The sequence below is a fragment of the Sulfurifustis variabilis genome (assembly GCF_002355415.1).
Lineage (GTDB): Bacteria > Pseudomonadota > Gammaproteobacteria > Acidiferrobacterales > Sulfurifustaceae > Sulfurifustis > Sulfurifustis variabilis.
In genome coordinates this window covers 178,599-193,918 of record NZ_AP014936.1, presented here as the reverse complement: position 1 = coordinate 193,918, position 15,320 = coordinate 178,599, and the positions used below count along the sequence as shown (strand labels likewise).

General features: G+C 67.8%; 16 protein-coding genes. 10 read left to right on the top strand and 6 right to left on the bottom strand.

Annotated elements, in window-relative coordinates; translation table 11 throughout:
- The 8 genes from rodA to SVA_RS00840 all read left to right on the top strand — a co-directional run bounded on the left by rodA (position 1) and on the right by SVA_RS00840 (position 7,454).
- Positions 1 to 1,080 (top strand): rod shape-determining protein RodA, encoded by a 1,080-nt coding sequence (gene rodA / locus SVA_RS00875; protein WP_096457451.1) that lies wholly within the window; start codon positions 1 to 3, stop codon positions 1,078 to 1,080.
- A 2-nt stretch (positions 1,081 to 1,082) separates the two neighbouring features.
- Positions 1,083 to 2,087, top strand: a complete 1,005-nt coding sequence (gene mltB, locus SVA_RS00870) for a lytic murein transglycosylase B (protein ID WP_096457448.1) — start codon at positions 1,083 to 1,085, stop codon at positions 2,085 to 2,087.
- The gene (locus tag SVA_RS00865; protein ID WP_096457445.1) at positions 2,084 to 2,938 is read left to right on the top strand and encodes a septal ring lytic transglycosylase RlpA family protein; all 855 of its coding nucleotides are present in this window, start codon (positions 2,084 to 2,086) and stop codon (positions 2,936 to 2,938) included. The genes mltB and SVA_RS00865 overlap by 4 nt, the downstream gene beginning before the upstream one ends.
- A complete protein-coding gene (locus SVA_RS00860) occupies positions 2,938 to 4,068 on the top strand; it encodes a D-alanyl-D-alanine carboxypeptidase family protein (protein ID WP_096457442.1) in 1,131 nt (376 codons plus the stop codon). Before SVA_RS00865 ends, SVA_RS00860 begins: the two co-directional genes overlap by 1 nt.
- 94 nt (positions 4,069 to 4,162) lie before the next feature.
- Positions 4,163 to 5,032, top strand: a complete 870-nt coding sequence (locus tag SVA_RS00855; protein WP_096462765.1) for a D-amino acid aminotransferase — start codon at positions 4,163 to 4,165, stop codon at positions 5,030 to 5,032.
- Positions 5,032 to 5,709, top strand: coding sequence for a lipoyl(octanoyl) transferase LipB (lipB, locus tag SVA_RS00850; protein ID WP_231971822.1), 678 nt, complete (start codon positions 5,032 to 5,034; stop codon positions 5,707 to 5,709). Before SVA_RS00855 ends, lipB begins: the two co-directional genes overlap by 1 nt.
- Positions 5,702 to 6,646, top strand: coding sequence for a lipoyl synthase (gene lipA, locus SVA_RS00845; RefSeq protein ID WP_096457436.1), 945 nt, complete (start codon positions 5,702 to 5,704; stop codon positions 6,644 to 6,646). The genes lipB and lipA overlap by 8 nt, the downstream gene beginning before the upstream one ends.
- 4 nt (positions 6,647 to 6,650) lie before the next feature.
- Positions 6,651 to 7,454, top strand: a complete 804-nt coding sequence (locus SVA_RS00840; RefSeq protein ID WP_169923913.1) for a YdcF family protein — start codon at positions 6,651 to 6,653, stop codon at positions 7,452 to 7,454.
- 98 nt (positions 7,455 to 7,552) lie between these two features.
- On the opposite strand, the gene SVA_RS00835 is transcribed toward SVA_RS00840, so the two are convergent.
- Entirely contained in the window at positions 7,553 to 7,741 is a 189-nt protein-coding gene (locus SVA_RS00835; protein ID WP_096457430.1) for a hypothetical protein, read from the bottom strand.
- An 820-nt stretch (positions 7,742 to 8,561) separates the two neighbouring features.
- On the opposite strand from SVA_RS00835, the gene SVA_RS19255 reads away from it, so the two are divergent.
- Positions 8,562 to 8,945 (top strand): DNA gyrase inhibitor YacG, encoded by a 384-nt coding sequence (locus SVA_RS19255; protein WP_148665338.1) that lies wholly within the window; start codon positions 8,562 to 8,564, stop codon positions 8,943 to 8,945.
- A 74-nt stretch (positions 8,946 to 9,019) separates the two neighbouring features.
- On the opposite strand, the gene rpoD is transcribed toward SVA_RS19255, so the two are convergent.
- The 4 genes from rpoD to rpsU form a co-directional block, all read right to left on the bottom strand.
- Positions 9,020 to 10,861 carry an RNA polymerase sigma factor RpoD gene (rpoD, locus tag SVA_RS00830; protein WP_096457427.1) on the bottom strand — a complete coding sequence of 614 codons (1,842 nt, stop codon included), beginning with the start codon at positions 10,859 to 10,861 and terminating at the stop codon, positions 9,020 to 9,022.
- A gap of 79 nt (positions 10,862 to 10,940) precedes the next feature.
- Positions 10,941 to 12,704 (bottom strand): DNA primase, encoded by a 1,764-nt coding sequence (dnaG, locus tag SVA_RS00825; protein ID WP_096457424.1) that lies wholly within the window; start codon positions 12,702 to 12,704, stop codon positions 10,941 to 10,943.
- A 91-nt stretch (positions 12,705 to 12,795) separates the two neighbouring features.
- On the bottom strand, positions 12,796 to 13,242 hold the full coding sequence (locus tag SVA_RS00820; protein ID WP_096457421.1) for a GatB/YqeY domain-containing protein: 447 nt from the start codon (positions 13,240 to 13,242) through the stop codon (positions 12,796 to 12,798).
- A gap of 15 nt (positions 13,243 to 13,257) precedes the next feature.
- The gene (rpsU, locus tag SVA_RS00815; protein WP_096457418.1) at positions 13,258 to 13,476 is read right to left on the bottom strand and encodes a 30S ribosomal protein S21; all 219 of its coding nucleotides are present in this window, start codon (positions 13,474 to 13,476) and stop codon (positions 13,258 to 13,260) included.
- A gap of 142 nt (positions 13,477 to 13,618) precedes the next feature.
- On the opposite strand from rpsU, the gene tsaD reads away from it, so the two are divergent.
- Entirely contained in the window at positions 13,619 to 14,644 is a 1,026-nt protein-coding gene (tsaD, locus tag SVA_RS00810; RefSeq protein ID WP_096457415.1) for a tRNA (adenosine(37)-N6)-threonylcarbamoyltransferase complex transferase subunit TsaD, read from the top strand.
- A 37-nt stretch (positions 14,645 to 14,681) separates the two neighbouring features.
- On the opposite strand, the gene plsY is transcribed toward tsaD, so the two are convergent.
- Positions 14,682 to 15,275, bottom strand: coding sequence for a glycerol-3-phosphate 1-O-acyltransferase PlsY (plsY, locus tag SVA_RS00805; protein WP_096457412.1), 594 nt, complete (start codon positions 15,273 to 15,275; stop codon positions 14,682 to 14,684).
- Positions 15,276 to 15,320 lie beyond the last annotated feature (45 nt).

Here is a 15,320-nt window from a genome sequence, read left to right as displayed (position 1 = left end):
ATGTGGCAGCAGCGCCTGCACCTCGACAAGCCGCTCTTCTTCGCCCTCGTGACGCTGGCCGCGCTTTCGGTCGCGATCGTGTACAGCGCGAGCGCCAAGGACGAGGCCGTCACGATCGCCCACGTGATGCGGCTCGGCCTCGGTTTCGCGGTGCTCCTCGGGGTCGCCCAGATCCGGCCGGAGCTCTTGGAGCGCTGGGCGCCGCACCTCTTCGGCGCCGGGCTCGTTCTGCTCGCGGTGGTGCTCGGCGTGGGCGCGATCAGCAAGGGCGCGCAGCGCTGGCTGTCGCTCGGCATCGTGCGCTTCCAGCCTTCCGAGATCATGAAGCTCGCGGTGCCGATGATGGCCGCCTGGTACCTCGCGCGGGACAGCCTGCCGCCGTCGTACCCCCGCATCGCCGTGGGCTTCGCGATCGCGCTCGTACCCGCGGTCCTCATCCTGAAGCAGCCGGACCTCGGGACGGCGATCCTCGTCGCGGCATCGGGCTTCTTCGTCCTGTTCCTCGCGGGCCTGCGCAAGCGGATCATGTGGACCGGCATCGGGCTCCTCGCCGCCGCCGCGCCGATCCTCTGGAACCACCTGCACGACTATCAGCGCAACCGCATTCTCACGCTGTTCGATCCGGCGGCCGACCCGCTCGGCACGGGGTACCACACGATCCAGTCCATGATCGCGATCGGCTCCGGGGGGTTCTATGGCAAGGGCTGGCTCAACTCGTCGCAGGCGCATCTCGAATACCTGCCCGAGTCGCAGACCGACTTCATCTTCGCGGTCTTCGGCGAGGAATTCGGCCTCATCGGCATTCTCGTCGCGCTCGCGCTGTACGCCTTCATCGCGCTGCGCATGCTCCTGATCGCCTTCTACGCGCAGGACACCTTCGCGCGGCTCCTCGCCGGCGCGCTCGGCCTCGCGTTCTTCGTGCAGTTCTTCGTCAACATCGGCATGGTGTCGGGCATCCTGCCGGTGGTCGGGGTTCCGCTGCCGATGATGAGCTACGGCGGCAGCTCGATCCTGACGCTCATGGCGGGCTTCGGCATGCTGATGAGCATCCAGACCCATCGCAAGCTCGTCGAGTTCTAGAGATGCGCCTCCGGTATCTGCCCATCGGGCTGCTGGCCCTGCTTGCCGCCTCGCCGGCGACCGCCACGCCGCTCCTGGAGCACCCCGACGTGCCGGTCTTCATCGAGCACATGCGCGCGACGCACCGCTTCGACGCGAGCGCGCTCGAACGGCTGTTCGCGCGGGGGACGATGCGACCCGAGATCATCGCCGCGATGGAGCGGCCGGCCGAGGGCCTGCCGTGGCACGAGTACCGCCGGCGCTTCGTGACCGACCGGCACGCGCGCCTCGGCTCGCGTTACTGGCGGACCCACGCGCAGGCGCTCGCGCGAGCGCAACGGGAGTACGGCGTGCCGCCCGAGATCGTCGTCGCGATTATCGGCGTCGAGACGAACTATGGGGAGAACACCGGGGGGTTCCCCGCCCTGGAGGCGCTCGCCACGCTCGCCTTCGGCTATCCGCGGCGCGCGGAGTTTTTCCGCCGCGAGCTCGAGGAGTACCTGCTGCTGGCACGCGAGCTCAAGGTCGACGCGTTCGAGGTCAAGGGCTCCTACGCGGGGGCGCTCGGCATCCCGCAGTTCATGCCCTCGAGCTACCGGCAGTACGCGGTCGACTTCACCGGCGACCGCAAACCCGATCTGCTCGGCTCGAACGCCGACGCCATCGGGAGCGTCGCCAATTTCCTGCGGCGCCACGGCTGGGTGCCGGGCGCGCCGATCGTCGACGAGGTCGAGGTGGAGGGGGACCTGTACGAGTGGCTCGGGGACCTCGGCCTGAAGCCCACCCTGACGCTACGCCAGCTCTTCGGCCATGGGATCTTCCCGCGACCGCGGCCGGCGACGGCGGCCGGGCCCGACGACGACCGCCGAGCGGCGGTGATCGTCCTCGAAGGGGAATCGGGTCCGGTCTACCGCCTTGGCTACGACAACTTCTACGCGATCAGCCGGTATAATCGCAGCAAGCGCTACGCCATGGCCGTCTACGAGCTGGGCCGGGCGATTCGGGAACTATACGAAGAGGGCGCATGATCGTTCGTCTCCCGCTGTTCGCGCTCGCGCTGCTGCTCGCGGCCTGTGGAACCGTGCCGCAGCGCGACGGCTATTACCAGGACGACGGCCCGCACGAGCGCGCGCCGGTGGACCTCGCGGCCGTACCCGATGCCGTCCCGCGCGCCGAGCCCCTGAGCGAGTCGGGCAACCGGCCCTACACGGTCTTCGGCGTCGGCTACACGCCGCTCGCCGAGGCGCGCGGCTACCGCGAGCGCGGCGTCGCCTCCTGGTACGGGAAGAAATTCCACGGACGCCGCACCTCGAGCGGGGAGCCTTACGACATGTACGCGATGACCGCGGCCCACAAGACCCTGCCCCTGCCTTCCTACGCGCGCGTACGCAATCTCGAGAACGGCCGCTCCGTCGTCGTGCGGGTAAACGACCGCGGGCCGTTCCTGCACAACCGGCTGATCGATCTCTCCTACGCGGCCGCCTGGAAGCTCGGAATCGCGGGAAGCGGGACCGGGATCGTCGAGGTCGAAACGCTCGACCCGCACGCGCCGCCCGCGCCCGCCACCACCGTCGCGAGCCGTCCTCGCCTGTCGGTCGTCTCCGCCGCGCAGGCGGGTACCGAGCCGCATGCCGGGCCCCGGCTCTCGGTCCAGGTCGGGGCCTTCACCCGGCACGCCAACGCGGTCGCGCTGCGAGACCGCCTCGAGCGGGCCGGGCTCGCGCCGATCTACATCCAGGCCGCCGGCGACGCTGCGGGCGGCGCGACACCCCTCTACCGGGTCCGCATCGGCCCGGTCGCGAGCGTCGAACAGGGCGATCGCCTCGTCGAGGAGGCCGGGCGCCAGGGCGTGCCCGACGCCCTGATCGTGGTCGACTGATGCGCCGCCTGCACATCATCGTCGGCCTGCTCCTCCTGACTCTGCTGGCGCCGGCGCACGCCGCCCTGGAGAAGGCGCCCGAGGTACCCGCCCGGGCGTGGTTGCTCGTGGACCACCACAGCGGGTCCGTGCTCGCGGAGCACGACGCCGACGAGCCCATGCCGCCCGCGAGCCTGACGAAGCTCATGACCGCGTACCTCGTTTTGGAGAAGCTGCGCGCCGGCGAGGTGAGCCTGCGCGAGCGGGTGACGGTCAGCGACCGCGCGGCGGGCACGCCCGGCGCGAACATCTTCTTGCGTCCGGGCGGCACGCCGATCCTGGAGGACCTGCTCAAGAGCGCGATCGTGCGGTCGGCGAACGACGCGACCGTCGCGCTCGCGGAACACGTCGCAGGCAGCGAGTCCCGCTTCGTCGAGCTCATGAACGTCCGGGCGCGCAGCTGGGGCCTCGCCGGCACCCGCTTCGTCAACAGCACCGGACTCGATGCCCCCGGCCACGTCTCGACGGCGCGCGATCTCAGCCGCCTGGCGGTCGCGATGATCCGCGACTTCCCGGAGCACTACGAATGGTTCGGGCTGCGCGAGATCAGCGTGAACGAGCTGAAGTACTACAACAACAACGCGCTCCTCTGGCGCGATACCACGGTCGACGGGTTGAAGACCGGGTTCACGCATGCCGCCGGCTGGTGCCTGGTCGGATCCGCGCGTCGCGAGAACATGCGCCTCATCGCCACCGTCCTCGGCGCGCCCAGCGAGGCGGCGCGCGTCGACGCCGCACAGCGCCTCCTCGATTACGGCTTTCGCAACTTCGAGACGAAGCTCCTCTACGCCGCGGACCGGCCGACGACGGAGGTGCGCGTGTGGATGGGCGAACAGGCGACGCTGCCGCTGGGCGTGCGACAGAACCTCTACGTCACGCTTCCGCGCGGGTGGTACTCCCGCCTGCGCGCGCGCCTGACGATCAAGGAGATGCTCGAGGCGCCCGTGCGCCAGGGCCAGCGCATCGGAGTACTCGCGCTCCAGCTCGACGACAAGGTGTTCGCCGAGTATCCGCTGGTCGCTCTCCGGGACGTCGGCACGGGGGGCTGGACGACGCGGGCGATGGACAGTCTGCGACTCTGGTTCCGATAGACGAGGGCCGCGCGTTCCCGACCGGGCTTGCGCGCACGCGGCCCGATCCTTGAGTCCCCATCTTTATTCCCAGAACTTCAACGGCGGCGACGACATGATCGACACTCCCTTCGTTTACCTGAACGGCGAATTCCTGCCGCCCGGACGCGCCAGCGTCTCGGTGTTCGACCGGGGATTCGTCTTCGGCGACGGCGTCTACGAGGTCATTCCGGTGTTCGGCGGTCGCCTCTTCCGCCTCGCGCACCATCTCGCCCGGCTGGAGCGCAGCCTCGCCGCGATCCGCCTCGAGAACCCGCTGACCGCCGGGGAGTGGGAAACGGTGTTCTCCCGGCTCGTGCGCGAGAACGGCGACGGCGACCAGTCGGTGTATCTCCAGGTCACGCGCGGCGTGGCGCCCCGCGATCACGCGTTTCCGGCGGGCGTGAAGCCGACCGTATTCGCGTACGCGCAGCCGCTCAAGTATCCGCCGGCGGCCGCCGTCGCGGAGGGCGTGGCCGCCGTGACGGCCGCCGACATCCGGTGGCTGCGCTGCGACATCAAGGCGATCGCGCTGCTCGCGAACGCGCTCCTGCGCCAGCAGGCCATCGATCGCGGCGCGGCGGAGGCGATCCTGATCCGCGACGGGTTGGTGACCGAGGGTGCGGCGAGTAACATCTTCGTCGTGAACCGGGGCACGCTCGTCACACCGCCGAACGGCCCCTTCATCCTGCCCGGCGTCACGCGCGACCTCGTGCTCGAGCTGGCTCACGCGAACGGGGTCCCGGCGCGCGAGGAGCCGTTGCCGGAGTCCGCCCTCTACACGGCCGAGGAGATCTGGATGACGAGCTCGACCCGCGAGATCCTTTCCATCACGCGCCTCAACGACCGGCCGGTCGGCACCGGGCGGCCCGGTCCGTTGCACGCGAAGCTCTTCGCGCTCTACAAGGCGTACAAGCAGGCCTTCTGCGAAGGCAAGGTCGAGTAGTGCAACCGCTGCCCTGCGTGGTGCGCCGCCTGGGCCTCGTGGACTACGCCGCGACGGTCGAGGCGATGCGTGCCTACACCGAGGGCCGCGACGGCGACTCCGCCGACGAGATCTGGCTGCTCGAGCACCCGCCCGTGTACACGCTCGGGCTCAAGGCCAACGCGCGCACCGTGCGGCCGGGGAACGACGTGCCGGTGATTCCCACCGATCGCGGCGGCGACATCACCTACCACGGCCCGGGGCAATCCGTGGTCTACGTGCTCATCGAGCTGGCGCGGCGCGGCATCGGCATCAGGACCCTCGTCGGCACGCTCGAGCAGGCGGTGATCGACCTGCTCAGGGATCGCGGAATCGCGGCCGAGCGGCGCGCGGGCGCGCCGGGGGTTTACGTGGAGGGGCGCAAGATCGCCTCCCTCGGCCTGCGGGTGCGGCGCGGCTGCACCTACCACGGATTGTCGTTCAACGCTCGCATGGACCTGGCGCCGTTCCGCGTGATCGAGCCGTGCGGCTACTCCGGCCTGCAGGTCGCCCAGCTCGCCGATTTCATCCCGGACGCGGAGAGCGGCGCGGCCGGCGAGGCGCTCGCGCAACGGGTGCTCGCCCTGCTGGGATATACTGAGACCCGACCGGAGGCCGCCGCCCCCGGCGCACACAGGCCGTCATCGCTCAATGGCTGAATCAGGACGGGACGACATCCGGGCGCTCAAGGGCGCCGCGAAGACCGCGCGCATCCCGATCAAGGTGGTCCCGAGGGCCCCGCTGCGCAAGCCGCCCTGGATCCGCGCCCAGGCACCCACGCATCCCGAGGTCGGAAGGCTCAAGGCGCTGCTGCGGGAGCACAAACTGAACACCGTGTGCGAGGAGGCGTCGTGCCCCAACCTGGGCGAGTGCTTCCGCCACGGCACCGCTACCTTCATGATCATGGGGCGGCTGTGCACCCGTCGCTGTCCGTTCTGCGACGTGGCCCACGGCCGACCGGACGCGCTCGATCCCGACGAGCCCGATCACCTGGCGCGCGCGATTGCGGCGATGGGGCTGCGGTTCGTGGTGATCACGTCGGTCGATCGCGACGATCTCCGCGACGGCGGGGCGGCCCACTTCGTGGCCTGCATCCGCGCCGTGCGCGCGCACACGCCGGCGACGTCGGTGGAGATCCTCGTGCCCGATTTCCGCGGGCGCCTGGAGGTCGCGCTCGGGACGCTCGGGCAGGCGTTGCCGAACGTCTTCAACCACAACCTCGAGACGGTGCCGCGGCTCTACAAGGCCGCGCGCCCCGGCGCCGATTACCGCCATTCGCTCGAGCTCCTGCGCCGCTTCAAGGAGCGCCACCCGGACGTCCCGACCAAGTCGGGTCTCATGGTGGGCCTCGGGGAAACGAACGAGGAGATCGAAGGCGTGATGCGCGAGCTGCGCGCGGCCGGGTGCGACATGCTGACGATCGGGCAGTACCTGCAGCCGAGCCGGCACCACCTGCCGGTCGAGCGTTTCGTGACGCCCGAGGAGTTTGCGGCCTTCGCGCGACTGGGCGAGGCGCTCGGGTTCCATAATGTGGCGAGCGGTCCGATGGTCCGGTCGTCCTACCACGCCGAACAGCAGGCCGCCCGCGCGTACTAGCTGGATGCTGGTCGCGACCAAGGCGCTGGGCCTGCTTCTCACCCCGCCCGCCCTGCTGATCCTGCTCGCTCTGCTCGGGCTACTCATCCAGATTCGCTGGCGGCACGTCGGGCTGACGGTGACCGGCCTCGCGCTCGCGCTCCTCGCGCTGCTCAGCTCGCCCCCGGTGGGTACCGCGCTCATTCACGGCCTCGAAGCGGATTCCGAGCCGCTCGCGCTCGCAAGCGTGAACGGGCACGGCGACGCGCATACCGCCATCGTCGTGCTCGGCGGAGGGCGGGAAGCCGACGCCCCCGAGTACGGGACGGACACCGTCAGCATCCACACGCTGCAGCGACTGCGCTACGCGGCCCGGCTGCACCGCACCACCGGGTGGCCGCTGCTGGTCTCCGGCGGAAGCGTGTACGGCGAGGAGCAGCCGGAAGCCGAGCTCATGCGGGAAGCGCTCGTCCGGGACTTCGCCGTTACGCCGCGGTGGCTGGAGCGCCGCTCCCGGACGACCTTCGAGAACGCCCTCCATACGCGGACCATCCTCGAAGCCGAGGGCATCGTGACGGTCTACCTCGTCACGCATGCCTGGCACATGCCCCGCGCCCGCTGGGCGTTCGCCGAAGCCGGGCTCCGCGTGATCCCGGCCCCGACCGGCTTCAACCGCGTGGAACCCGACAGGCCGCGTCTCCTGCGCTATCTCCCTTCGGCTCAAGGTCTGCAGCTCAGCAGCCGCGCGCTGAGCGAACGCCTGGGACTGATCTGGTATCGGTGGAGCCAGCGGGCGGGGGACTCGACTCGAGCCACCGAGGCAAGCTGAGTCTCGCCGAAAGGACAGCACGAGGCGGCGCCCCAGTCCCCGATCGGCTCCCTTCCGGAATCGCGCCTACCCGACTTCTCTGGGAGGCAAATGGATGGCTAGATCGCCTCGAGCGCGCCCATGGTCGAGGGCACCGCGCGCTCCACGCCGGCGAGATCCCGCCCCGCAATCGAGCCGTCATCCGAAAAGCCGGCGCCGTCCCCACCGCCCGAGCCCCCGCCTCCACCACCGCATGCGGCGAGGAGGCACAGCGAGAATGCAAGAGAAACGATGCGAAACCGATACATGACGGAAGCCCTCGGAGTGTTGTGCGGCCAGACGGCCTTCGTGGAGAGAGGCGCTTCGATCGAGCGCCGGGGGCTATTCAACACAGGCCAAGCGCTTGACGAAAGCCCTTATTGTTCCAGCGGTTGCGGAAAGCCGATGTGCGGAAAGTGCGGCACCGCGTGAGCGACACGCGGCCGCCAACCGGCAGCGGTGTCTGGCGGCGAGCGCCCGGTAACGTCAGCCGCGGAGCATCGACGGCGTGAGGTACAGGATGGCGGGCTGATGGGTCGGCAAGGGCGGGTCGTCGCGTTGGCGAAGACAATCGACGTGTCTTCGCCCGTCAAGCGCCGCTCCAACGATGGCGAGGCCGAGGCACAAGCGAGGCCGTGCTGCTCTCTTGCCACCGACGGCTAGATGGTGGGCCCGGTAGGACTCGAACCTACGACCAAGGGATTCACTCTGCCCCGCCGTTTCCCGCGGGAGTGGACTATCTCACCGCCCTCGACGACTTCCGCCATCGTTAGGGCGCGGGACGCTCGAGCCTGTCATTAAGGGCACTGGAGCCCTCAGGTAGTCTCTGCACCTTCCGGGAGTGCACCCCCGGCTTGGCTCAGGGTCGCCGGCGTAACCGATCGAACCGACCGGGCGCTACGGGTTCCCTGAATTCATCCCGTTCATCTCACACCTTTCGATGTGAGCGCACCGCTGTGATGAGTCCCCTGCTCTAACCGACTGAGCTACAGGCCCAACGCGGCGAATTCTAGCAGCTATCGCCTGTACTCTCTTCTTGAGCGCACGGCACCCGATTAGTATACGGATTAGGCAACCTACAAGAATCCGATGTCAACGCAGGGCACCCATAAGAAATGCGCGATCTGCCGAAAGCCGCTCAAAGGGCTACAACGTAGATTCTGTTCTCGACGCTGCAAGAATGTCGATACCAACAACCGGCATCAATCCTACCAGGCGCAACAGCGTCGGGGTCGCGAACGGAAGCTTGCGTTGATCCGCATGAAAGGCGCTCGCTGCGCGCGCTGCGGTTACAAAGACAATTATGCCGCCTTGCAGTTGCATCATCCCGACCCGTCTGCCAAGGACTTTCAGCTCGATCTCAGAACGCTTTCCAACCGACGATGGCAGGCGGTCGTTGCCGAAGCAGAGAAATGCGTGTTGCTTTGTGCGAACTGCCATGCAGAAGCGCACAACCCGGAGTGCGCCATGTGAATCGGCGGGAACGGTCGAGCCGCTGAACAGAAGGGCCCTTACGGGCCCTTCTGCCATGGCGGATCGCGCTACTTCTAGTCGAGAAAGCTGCGCAGGTGTTCCGAGCGCGAGGGATGGCGGAGCTTCCGCAGCGCCTTGGCCTCGATCTGGCGGATGCGCTCGCGCGTGACGTCGAACTGCTTCCCGACCTCTTCCAGCGTGTGGTCGGTGTTCATGCCGATGCCGAAGCGCATGCGCAGCACCTTGGCCTCGCGCGCCGTGAGCGTGCCGAGGATGTCCATGGTCGCCTGCTTGAGGCCCGAACCGAGTGCCGCTTCGGGCGGCGCCACCGTGTTCTGGTCCTCGACGAAGTCCCCGAGGTGCGAGTCCTCGTCGTCGCCGATCGGCGTCTCCATCGAGATCGGCTCCTTGGCGATCTTCAAGACCTTGCGGATCTTGTCCTCGGGCATGTCCATGCGCTCGGCGAGCTCCTCGGGCGTGGCCTCGCGGCCCATCTCCTGCAGCATCTGCCGGCTGATGCGGTTCAGCTTGTTGATCGTCTCGATCATGTGCACCGGGATGCGGATGGTGCGCGCCTGGTCGGCGATCGAGCGCGTGATGGCCTGCCGGATCCACCAGGTCGCGTAGGTCGAGAACTTGTAGCCGCGACGGTACTCGAACTTGTCCACCGCCTTCATCAGGCCGATGTTGCCCTCCTGGATCAGATCCAGGAACTGCAGGCCGCGGTTCGTGTACTTCTTGGCGATCGAGATCACGAGGCGCAGGTTGGCCTCGACCATCTCCTTCTTCGCCCGGCGCGCCTTGGCCTCGCCGATCGACATGCGGCGATTGACCTCCTTCAGAGCCCCGATGGGAAGGCCCGCACGCTCCTCGATCTGCTTCAGCTTGTCCTGCGCCCCCAGCACCTCATCGGCGTGCGATTCGAGGACAGCAGCATTCACGCCGTCGGCCTTGATCGCGCGCTTGACCCAGCGCTTGTTGGTCTCGTTCCCCGGGAAGATCTTGAGGAAGGTCTTGCGCGGCATGCGCGACTTCGCGACGCACACGTCCATGATGACCTTTTCCTGCCCGCGCGCCTGATCCACGAGCGAGCGCACGTACTCGACCAGGCGGTTCACCTGCTTCGAGACGAACTTGATCTGCATGAACTCGTCCGCGAGCTTCTTCTGGACGCGCTTCGCCTCGGGGCTGTCGTACTCCTTCTTGGCGATGGTCTTGATGAGGCTCGTGTGGAGCTTGCGGATGCGCGCGAAGCGGGCGAACGCCTCCTCGCGGTTCGGTCCACCCTCCTCCTCGCTGTCTCCGCCGCCCCCGCCGGACTCGGACTCCTCCTCTTCGGACTCGTCGGAGGCCGCCTTCGGCGTCACCTCGGGCAGCGGCATGTCGGGCGCGTTCGGGTCGACGAAGTCGACCACGAGATCGGTGAGGCGCATCTGGTCGGCTTCGACCAGATCCATCATCCGCACGACCTCCGCGATCGCCGCGGGGCACGCCGCGATGGCCTCGGTCGTCTGGCGCACACCGTCCTCGATGCGCTTGGCGAGCTCGATCTCGCCCTCGCGCGTGAGGAGCTCCACCGTGCCCATCTCGCGCATGTACATGCGAACGGGATCGGTCGTGCGGCCGAACTCGCTGTCCACGGCGGAAGCGAGCACCTGCTCGGCTTCCTCGGCTGCCTCTTCTTCGTCGTCCGCGGGCGCGGGTTCGGTCTTGAGCAGCAGCGCATCGGGATCCGGCGCCTCGTCGAACACCTGGATCCCCATGTCGTTGATCATACTGACCACCGCCTCGATCTGGTCGGTGTCATGGACGTCCTCGGGCAGGTGATCGTTGATTTCCCGATACGTCAGAAAGCCCTGCTCCTTGCCCTGGATGATGAGCTTGCGGAGCTGGGAACGCTGGGTTTCTTGATCCATGTGTAATTCCGGTGCTGGATTCGTGGGTGTTAAGTAAAACGCGAAAGTATAGCTTAGATGGGCATTAACCCCAAGAAATTCAATGAGTCGGAGCCGTTTGTCGGATCTCCTGCTTCGCGGTGAGCAGCCGGTTCAGCTCGGTCTTTTCGGCCTCGCTGAGCCCGAACACTTTTCCCTTCTGCACCAGCCGGTCCGTCACGGTTTCTATCGCCTTTAGCCTCAGCTGGGAAAGAGCACCCTGAAACTCCGCGCGCACGTCCTGAGCGAGACTCGAATGACTCCAGGTCGCAAGTCGCGCGAGCACAGGTTCGTGCTCGCTCTCCCTGAAATGTTCGATGAGGGCCGCGGTATTGAGCCTGGGCTGCTCCCTCAGGAGCTGCACGATCTTCTGGAAGACCTCCATTCCGGGAAGGTCCGCCTCCCCGAGCAGCTCGGGGTCGTCGATCTCCGCGATTAGAGCGGGATTCTGCACGAGCAACGCGGCCGCGACGCGTACGACGGATGGCGGCGGCTTCGGTCCGGCGTAATTCCTGCGGAAATCTCTACTGCTGGGCCCGGCGGCTGTCTTTCTTTCCGCCGCGGCGGTCGACGGAATGCGACTGATATCGGCCAACCGGTCCAGCATCATCTGCTGAAAAGCGCCCGCGGGCATCTTAGACAATAGGGGGGTCGCGAGTTCCACCAGACGCGCGCGCCCATCCAGCCGTCCGAGGTCCACTTTTGCACCGAGCGTCTGGAAGAAGTATTCCGGCAGCGAAAGTCCGCTTCCCAGGCGGTCCTGAAGGGCCTGTGCACCTTCGACCCTGACGAGCGAATCGGGGTCTTCGCCTTCCGGCAGAAACGCAAAGCTGATCTGCCGGCCTTCGTGCAGAATCGGCAGCGCCGCCTCGAGGGCGCGCCAGGCCGCCTCCCGGCCGGCCCGGTCGCCGTCGAAACAAAAGACGACCTCCTGGGCGAACCGAAACAACCGTTCCAGATGCTCACGCGTGGTGGCGGTCCCCAGCGTGGCCACGGCGTTGTCGATCCCGAACTGCGCGAGCCCGACGACGTCCATGTATCCCTCCACCACGATGACCCGTCCCGCCGACCGGATCGCGTCCCGGGCGCGGTAGAGGCCGTAAAGCTCCTTGCCCTTATGAAAAAGCGGGGTCTCCGGCGAGTTCAGGTACTTCGGCTCGCCTTTCCCGATCACGCGCCCGCCGAAGCCGATGATGCGTCCCCGGTAATCGTGGATCGGAAACATCACCCGGTCGCGGAACCGGTCGTAACAGCCGCCCCCCTCCTTGCGGACGGCCAGTCCCGCCTGAATCAGCAGCTCCCGCTGGGGCGCCTCCTTGCCGAGGACGCGGACGAGGTGGTCCCATCCGTCGGGCGCGTAGCCAAGGCCGAATGCGGCGGCGATTTCGCCGCTGATCCCCCGCCGTTTGAGGTACTCGATGGCGGGCGCATGAGCCCGCAGCTGACTTCGGTAATAGCGGGCCGCGTCCTCCAGGACTCGAAATAAGTTAGCGCTCGCTTCTGTTTTTTCGCTTGAAACGAGCGATTCTCTTGGCAACTGGAGCCCAACGCGCCCGGCCAGCTCTTCCACCGCCTCCGGGAAGCTCTGATGCTCGTACTCCATGAGAAAGCCGATCGCGGTGCCGTGCGCCCCGCAGCCGAAACAGTGGTAGAACTGCTTGGCCGGACTGACCGTGAAGGAAGGGGTCTTTTCGTCGTGGAAGGGGCAGCAGGCCTTGTAGTCCTTGCCGGCCTTCTTGAGGGGTACCCGGGCGTCGATCACCTCGACGATGTCGACCCGAAGCAGCAGCTCGTCGATGAACTCCTTCGGGATGCGGCCGGGCATGACGACAGATTAAGCCACAAGCCCGGTACGCCAGCGAGAGCCGTCCGAAATCCGATTCGTTTGGGGCGCTTAGCGAGGAGTGGCCGGCGATCTACCCGCCGAGCCGGGCGCGGACCTTGGCCCCGACCTGGGCCATGTCGGCCCTGCCCTGGAGTTTGGGTTTGAGGATCGCCATGATCTTTCCCATGTCCTTGACCGACGCGGCGCCGGTCGCCTGGACGGCGTCGGCGATGAGGCGGTCGATTTCGACATCGGAAAGGGGTTGCGGCAAATAGGCCTGCCAGAGGGCAAGGTCGGCCTGCTCTTTCGCGACGAGGTCGGCGCGGCCGCCCTTATGGTACTGCTCGATCGACTCGCGGGCCTGCTTGATCTGCTTGTCGATCACCGAGAGCGTCTGCGCGTCGTCGAGCGTGATGCGCTCGTCGACTTCGCGCCGCTGGATTGCCGCAGCCAGCATCCGGAGGGCATCGATGCGCGGCTGGTCCCGATCGCGCATCGCCTGCTTGAGATCGTCCTTGATCCGGTCCTTGAGGGTCATTGCGCCCGGTCGGGCCTACGGGGTGCGCGCGATACGCGGCGCGTTCATGCGCGCAATCTTCTTGAGCTCCCGCTTGCGGGCAGCGGCCGCCTTGCGCTTGCGGATCTCGGTGGGCTTCTCATAGTGCTCGCGGCGGCGCATTTCGGTGAAGATGCCCGCCTTCTCGCAGGAGCGGCGGAAGCGGCGCAGCGCGAGCTCAAACGGCTCGTTGTCTTTGACGCGTACGGACGGCATCGAGACTGGTCACCTCGCTCTGAAAGGGTTAAAAGACGGAACTGCCGCCGGAAAATCGGGCCTAACGGCGGCGATCTGCCGGAAGGGGCGCGATTCTAATGGCTCCCCGGTCTTTTGTACATCTGGCCGCCGCTTTCCCCCAATGCGCGTACTCGGCATCGAAACCTCCTGTGACGACACCGGCATCGCCGTCTACGACGGAGATCGCGGCCTGCTCGCCCACCGCCGGTACTCCCAGATCGCCCTGCATCTCGAGTACGGGGGGGTGGTTCCCGAGCTCGCCTCCCGGGACCACATCCGCAAGACCCTCCCGATGGTTCGCCGGGTCCTGGAGGAGGCAGGGACCGGGCCGGGGGAAATCGGCGGGGTCGCTTACACCTCCGGACCGGGGCTTGCCGGGGCGCTCCTCGTCGGGGCCGCCCTGGGGCGCGCGCTCGCATTCGCCTGGGGCGTACCTGCCGTGGGCGTGCATCATATGGAAGGCCATTTGCTCTCGCCCCTGCTCGAGCCGGGCGGGCCGGCTTTTCCGTTCCTCGCCCTACTCGTCTCGGGCGGCCACACGCTCCTCGCCGACGTTCGCGGCGTGGGCGATTACGCGATCCTGGGCGAGTCGATCGACGATGCCGCGGGCGAGGCGTTCGACAAGACGGCGAAGCTCCTGGGGCTCGGGTACCCGGGCGGCCCGGCAATCGAGAAGGCGGCCCTCGACGGGCGACCCGGCCGCTTTCATTTTCCCCGCCCGATGACCGACCGCCCCGGCCTCGATTTCTCCTTCTCCGGCCTCAAGACGGCCTGCGTCCATGCGGTCTCGGGGCAGGAGGGGGTGCTCGACTCCCGGACGATCGCCGATATCGCGGCGGCCTTCCAGGAGGCGGTCATCGACACGCTGACGATCAAGTGCGATCGCGCGCTCGAGACGACCGGCCATGAGCGGCTGGTTGTCGCCGGCGGCGTGAGCGCAAACGCCCTGTTGCGGCGACGCCTGAAAGACCTCGGGGATCGCCGCCGGGTCGCCGTCCACTATCCACGGCTCGAGCTTTGCACGGACAACGGCGCGATGATCGCGTACGCAGGCTACCTTCGGCTCACGGCCGGACAGCATGAGCCGCTCGGCTTCGGCGCGCGCCCCCGCTGGCGCCTGACCGACCTCCCCGCCGTTTCCGGCTAGTGCGGTCTCCGTCGCGCGACGGGCGCCGCCGGAGATCTCAGCCGCTCCGGCTCGCGCCGATGCGCGACTCCTGGCCGGTGGCGAGCTTCTGGATGTTGGTGCGGTGACGCCAGACGAGAAGGGCGCTCATGAGCAGGCTCAGCAGGACGTACGCGTCGATCGGCGCGAGCCACCAGACGTAAAGCGGAGCGGCGAGCGCCGCGACGAGGGCCGAGAGCGAGGAATACCGGAAGACCGCCGCGACAACGACCCACGTCGCGATCAGCAGCCCGGCGACGGCGGGGGCGATCACGAGCCATACGCCCAGCGCCGTCGCCACGCCCTTGCCGCCCTTGAAGCCGAAGAAGACCGGGTAGAGGTGACCCAGAAACGCCAGCAAGCCGCAGCCGGCGACGATCAACGGGTCGGCGTCGAGCCCGCGCGCGAGCCCGACCGGGATCACCGCCTTCAGCACGTCGCCCGCGAGCGTCAGCGCGGCCGCGGCCTTTCCGCCGTAACGCAGCACGTTCGTCGCCCCGGGGTTGCGCGAGCCGGTCGTGCGCGGATCGGGCAGGCCGAGCACGCGGGCGACGAGGATCGCCATCGGCAGGGAGCCAAGGAGGTAAGCCAGCGGAAGGGTGAGGTAAAGCACGGGCGCTCATTGGACGGTCGCCGCGCCCGGCCGTCAAGACACCGC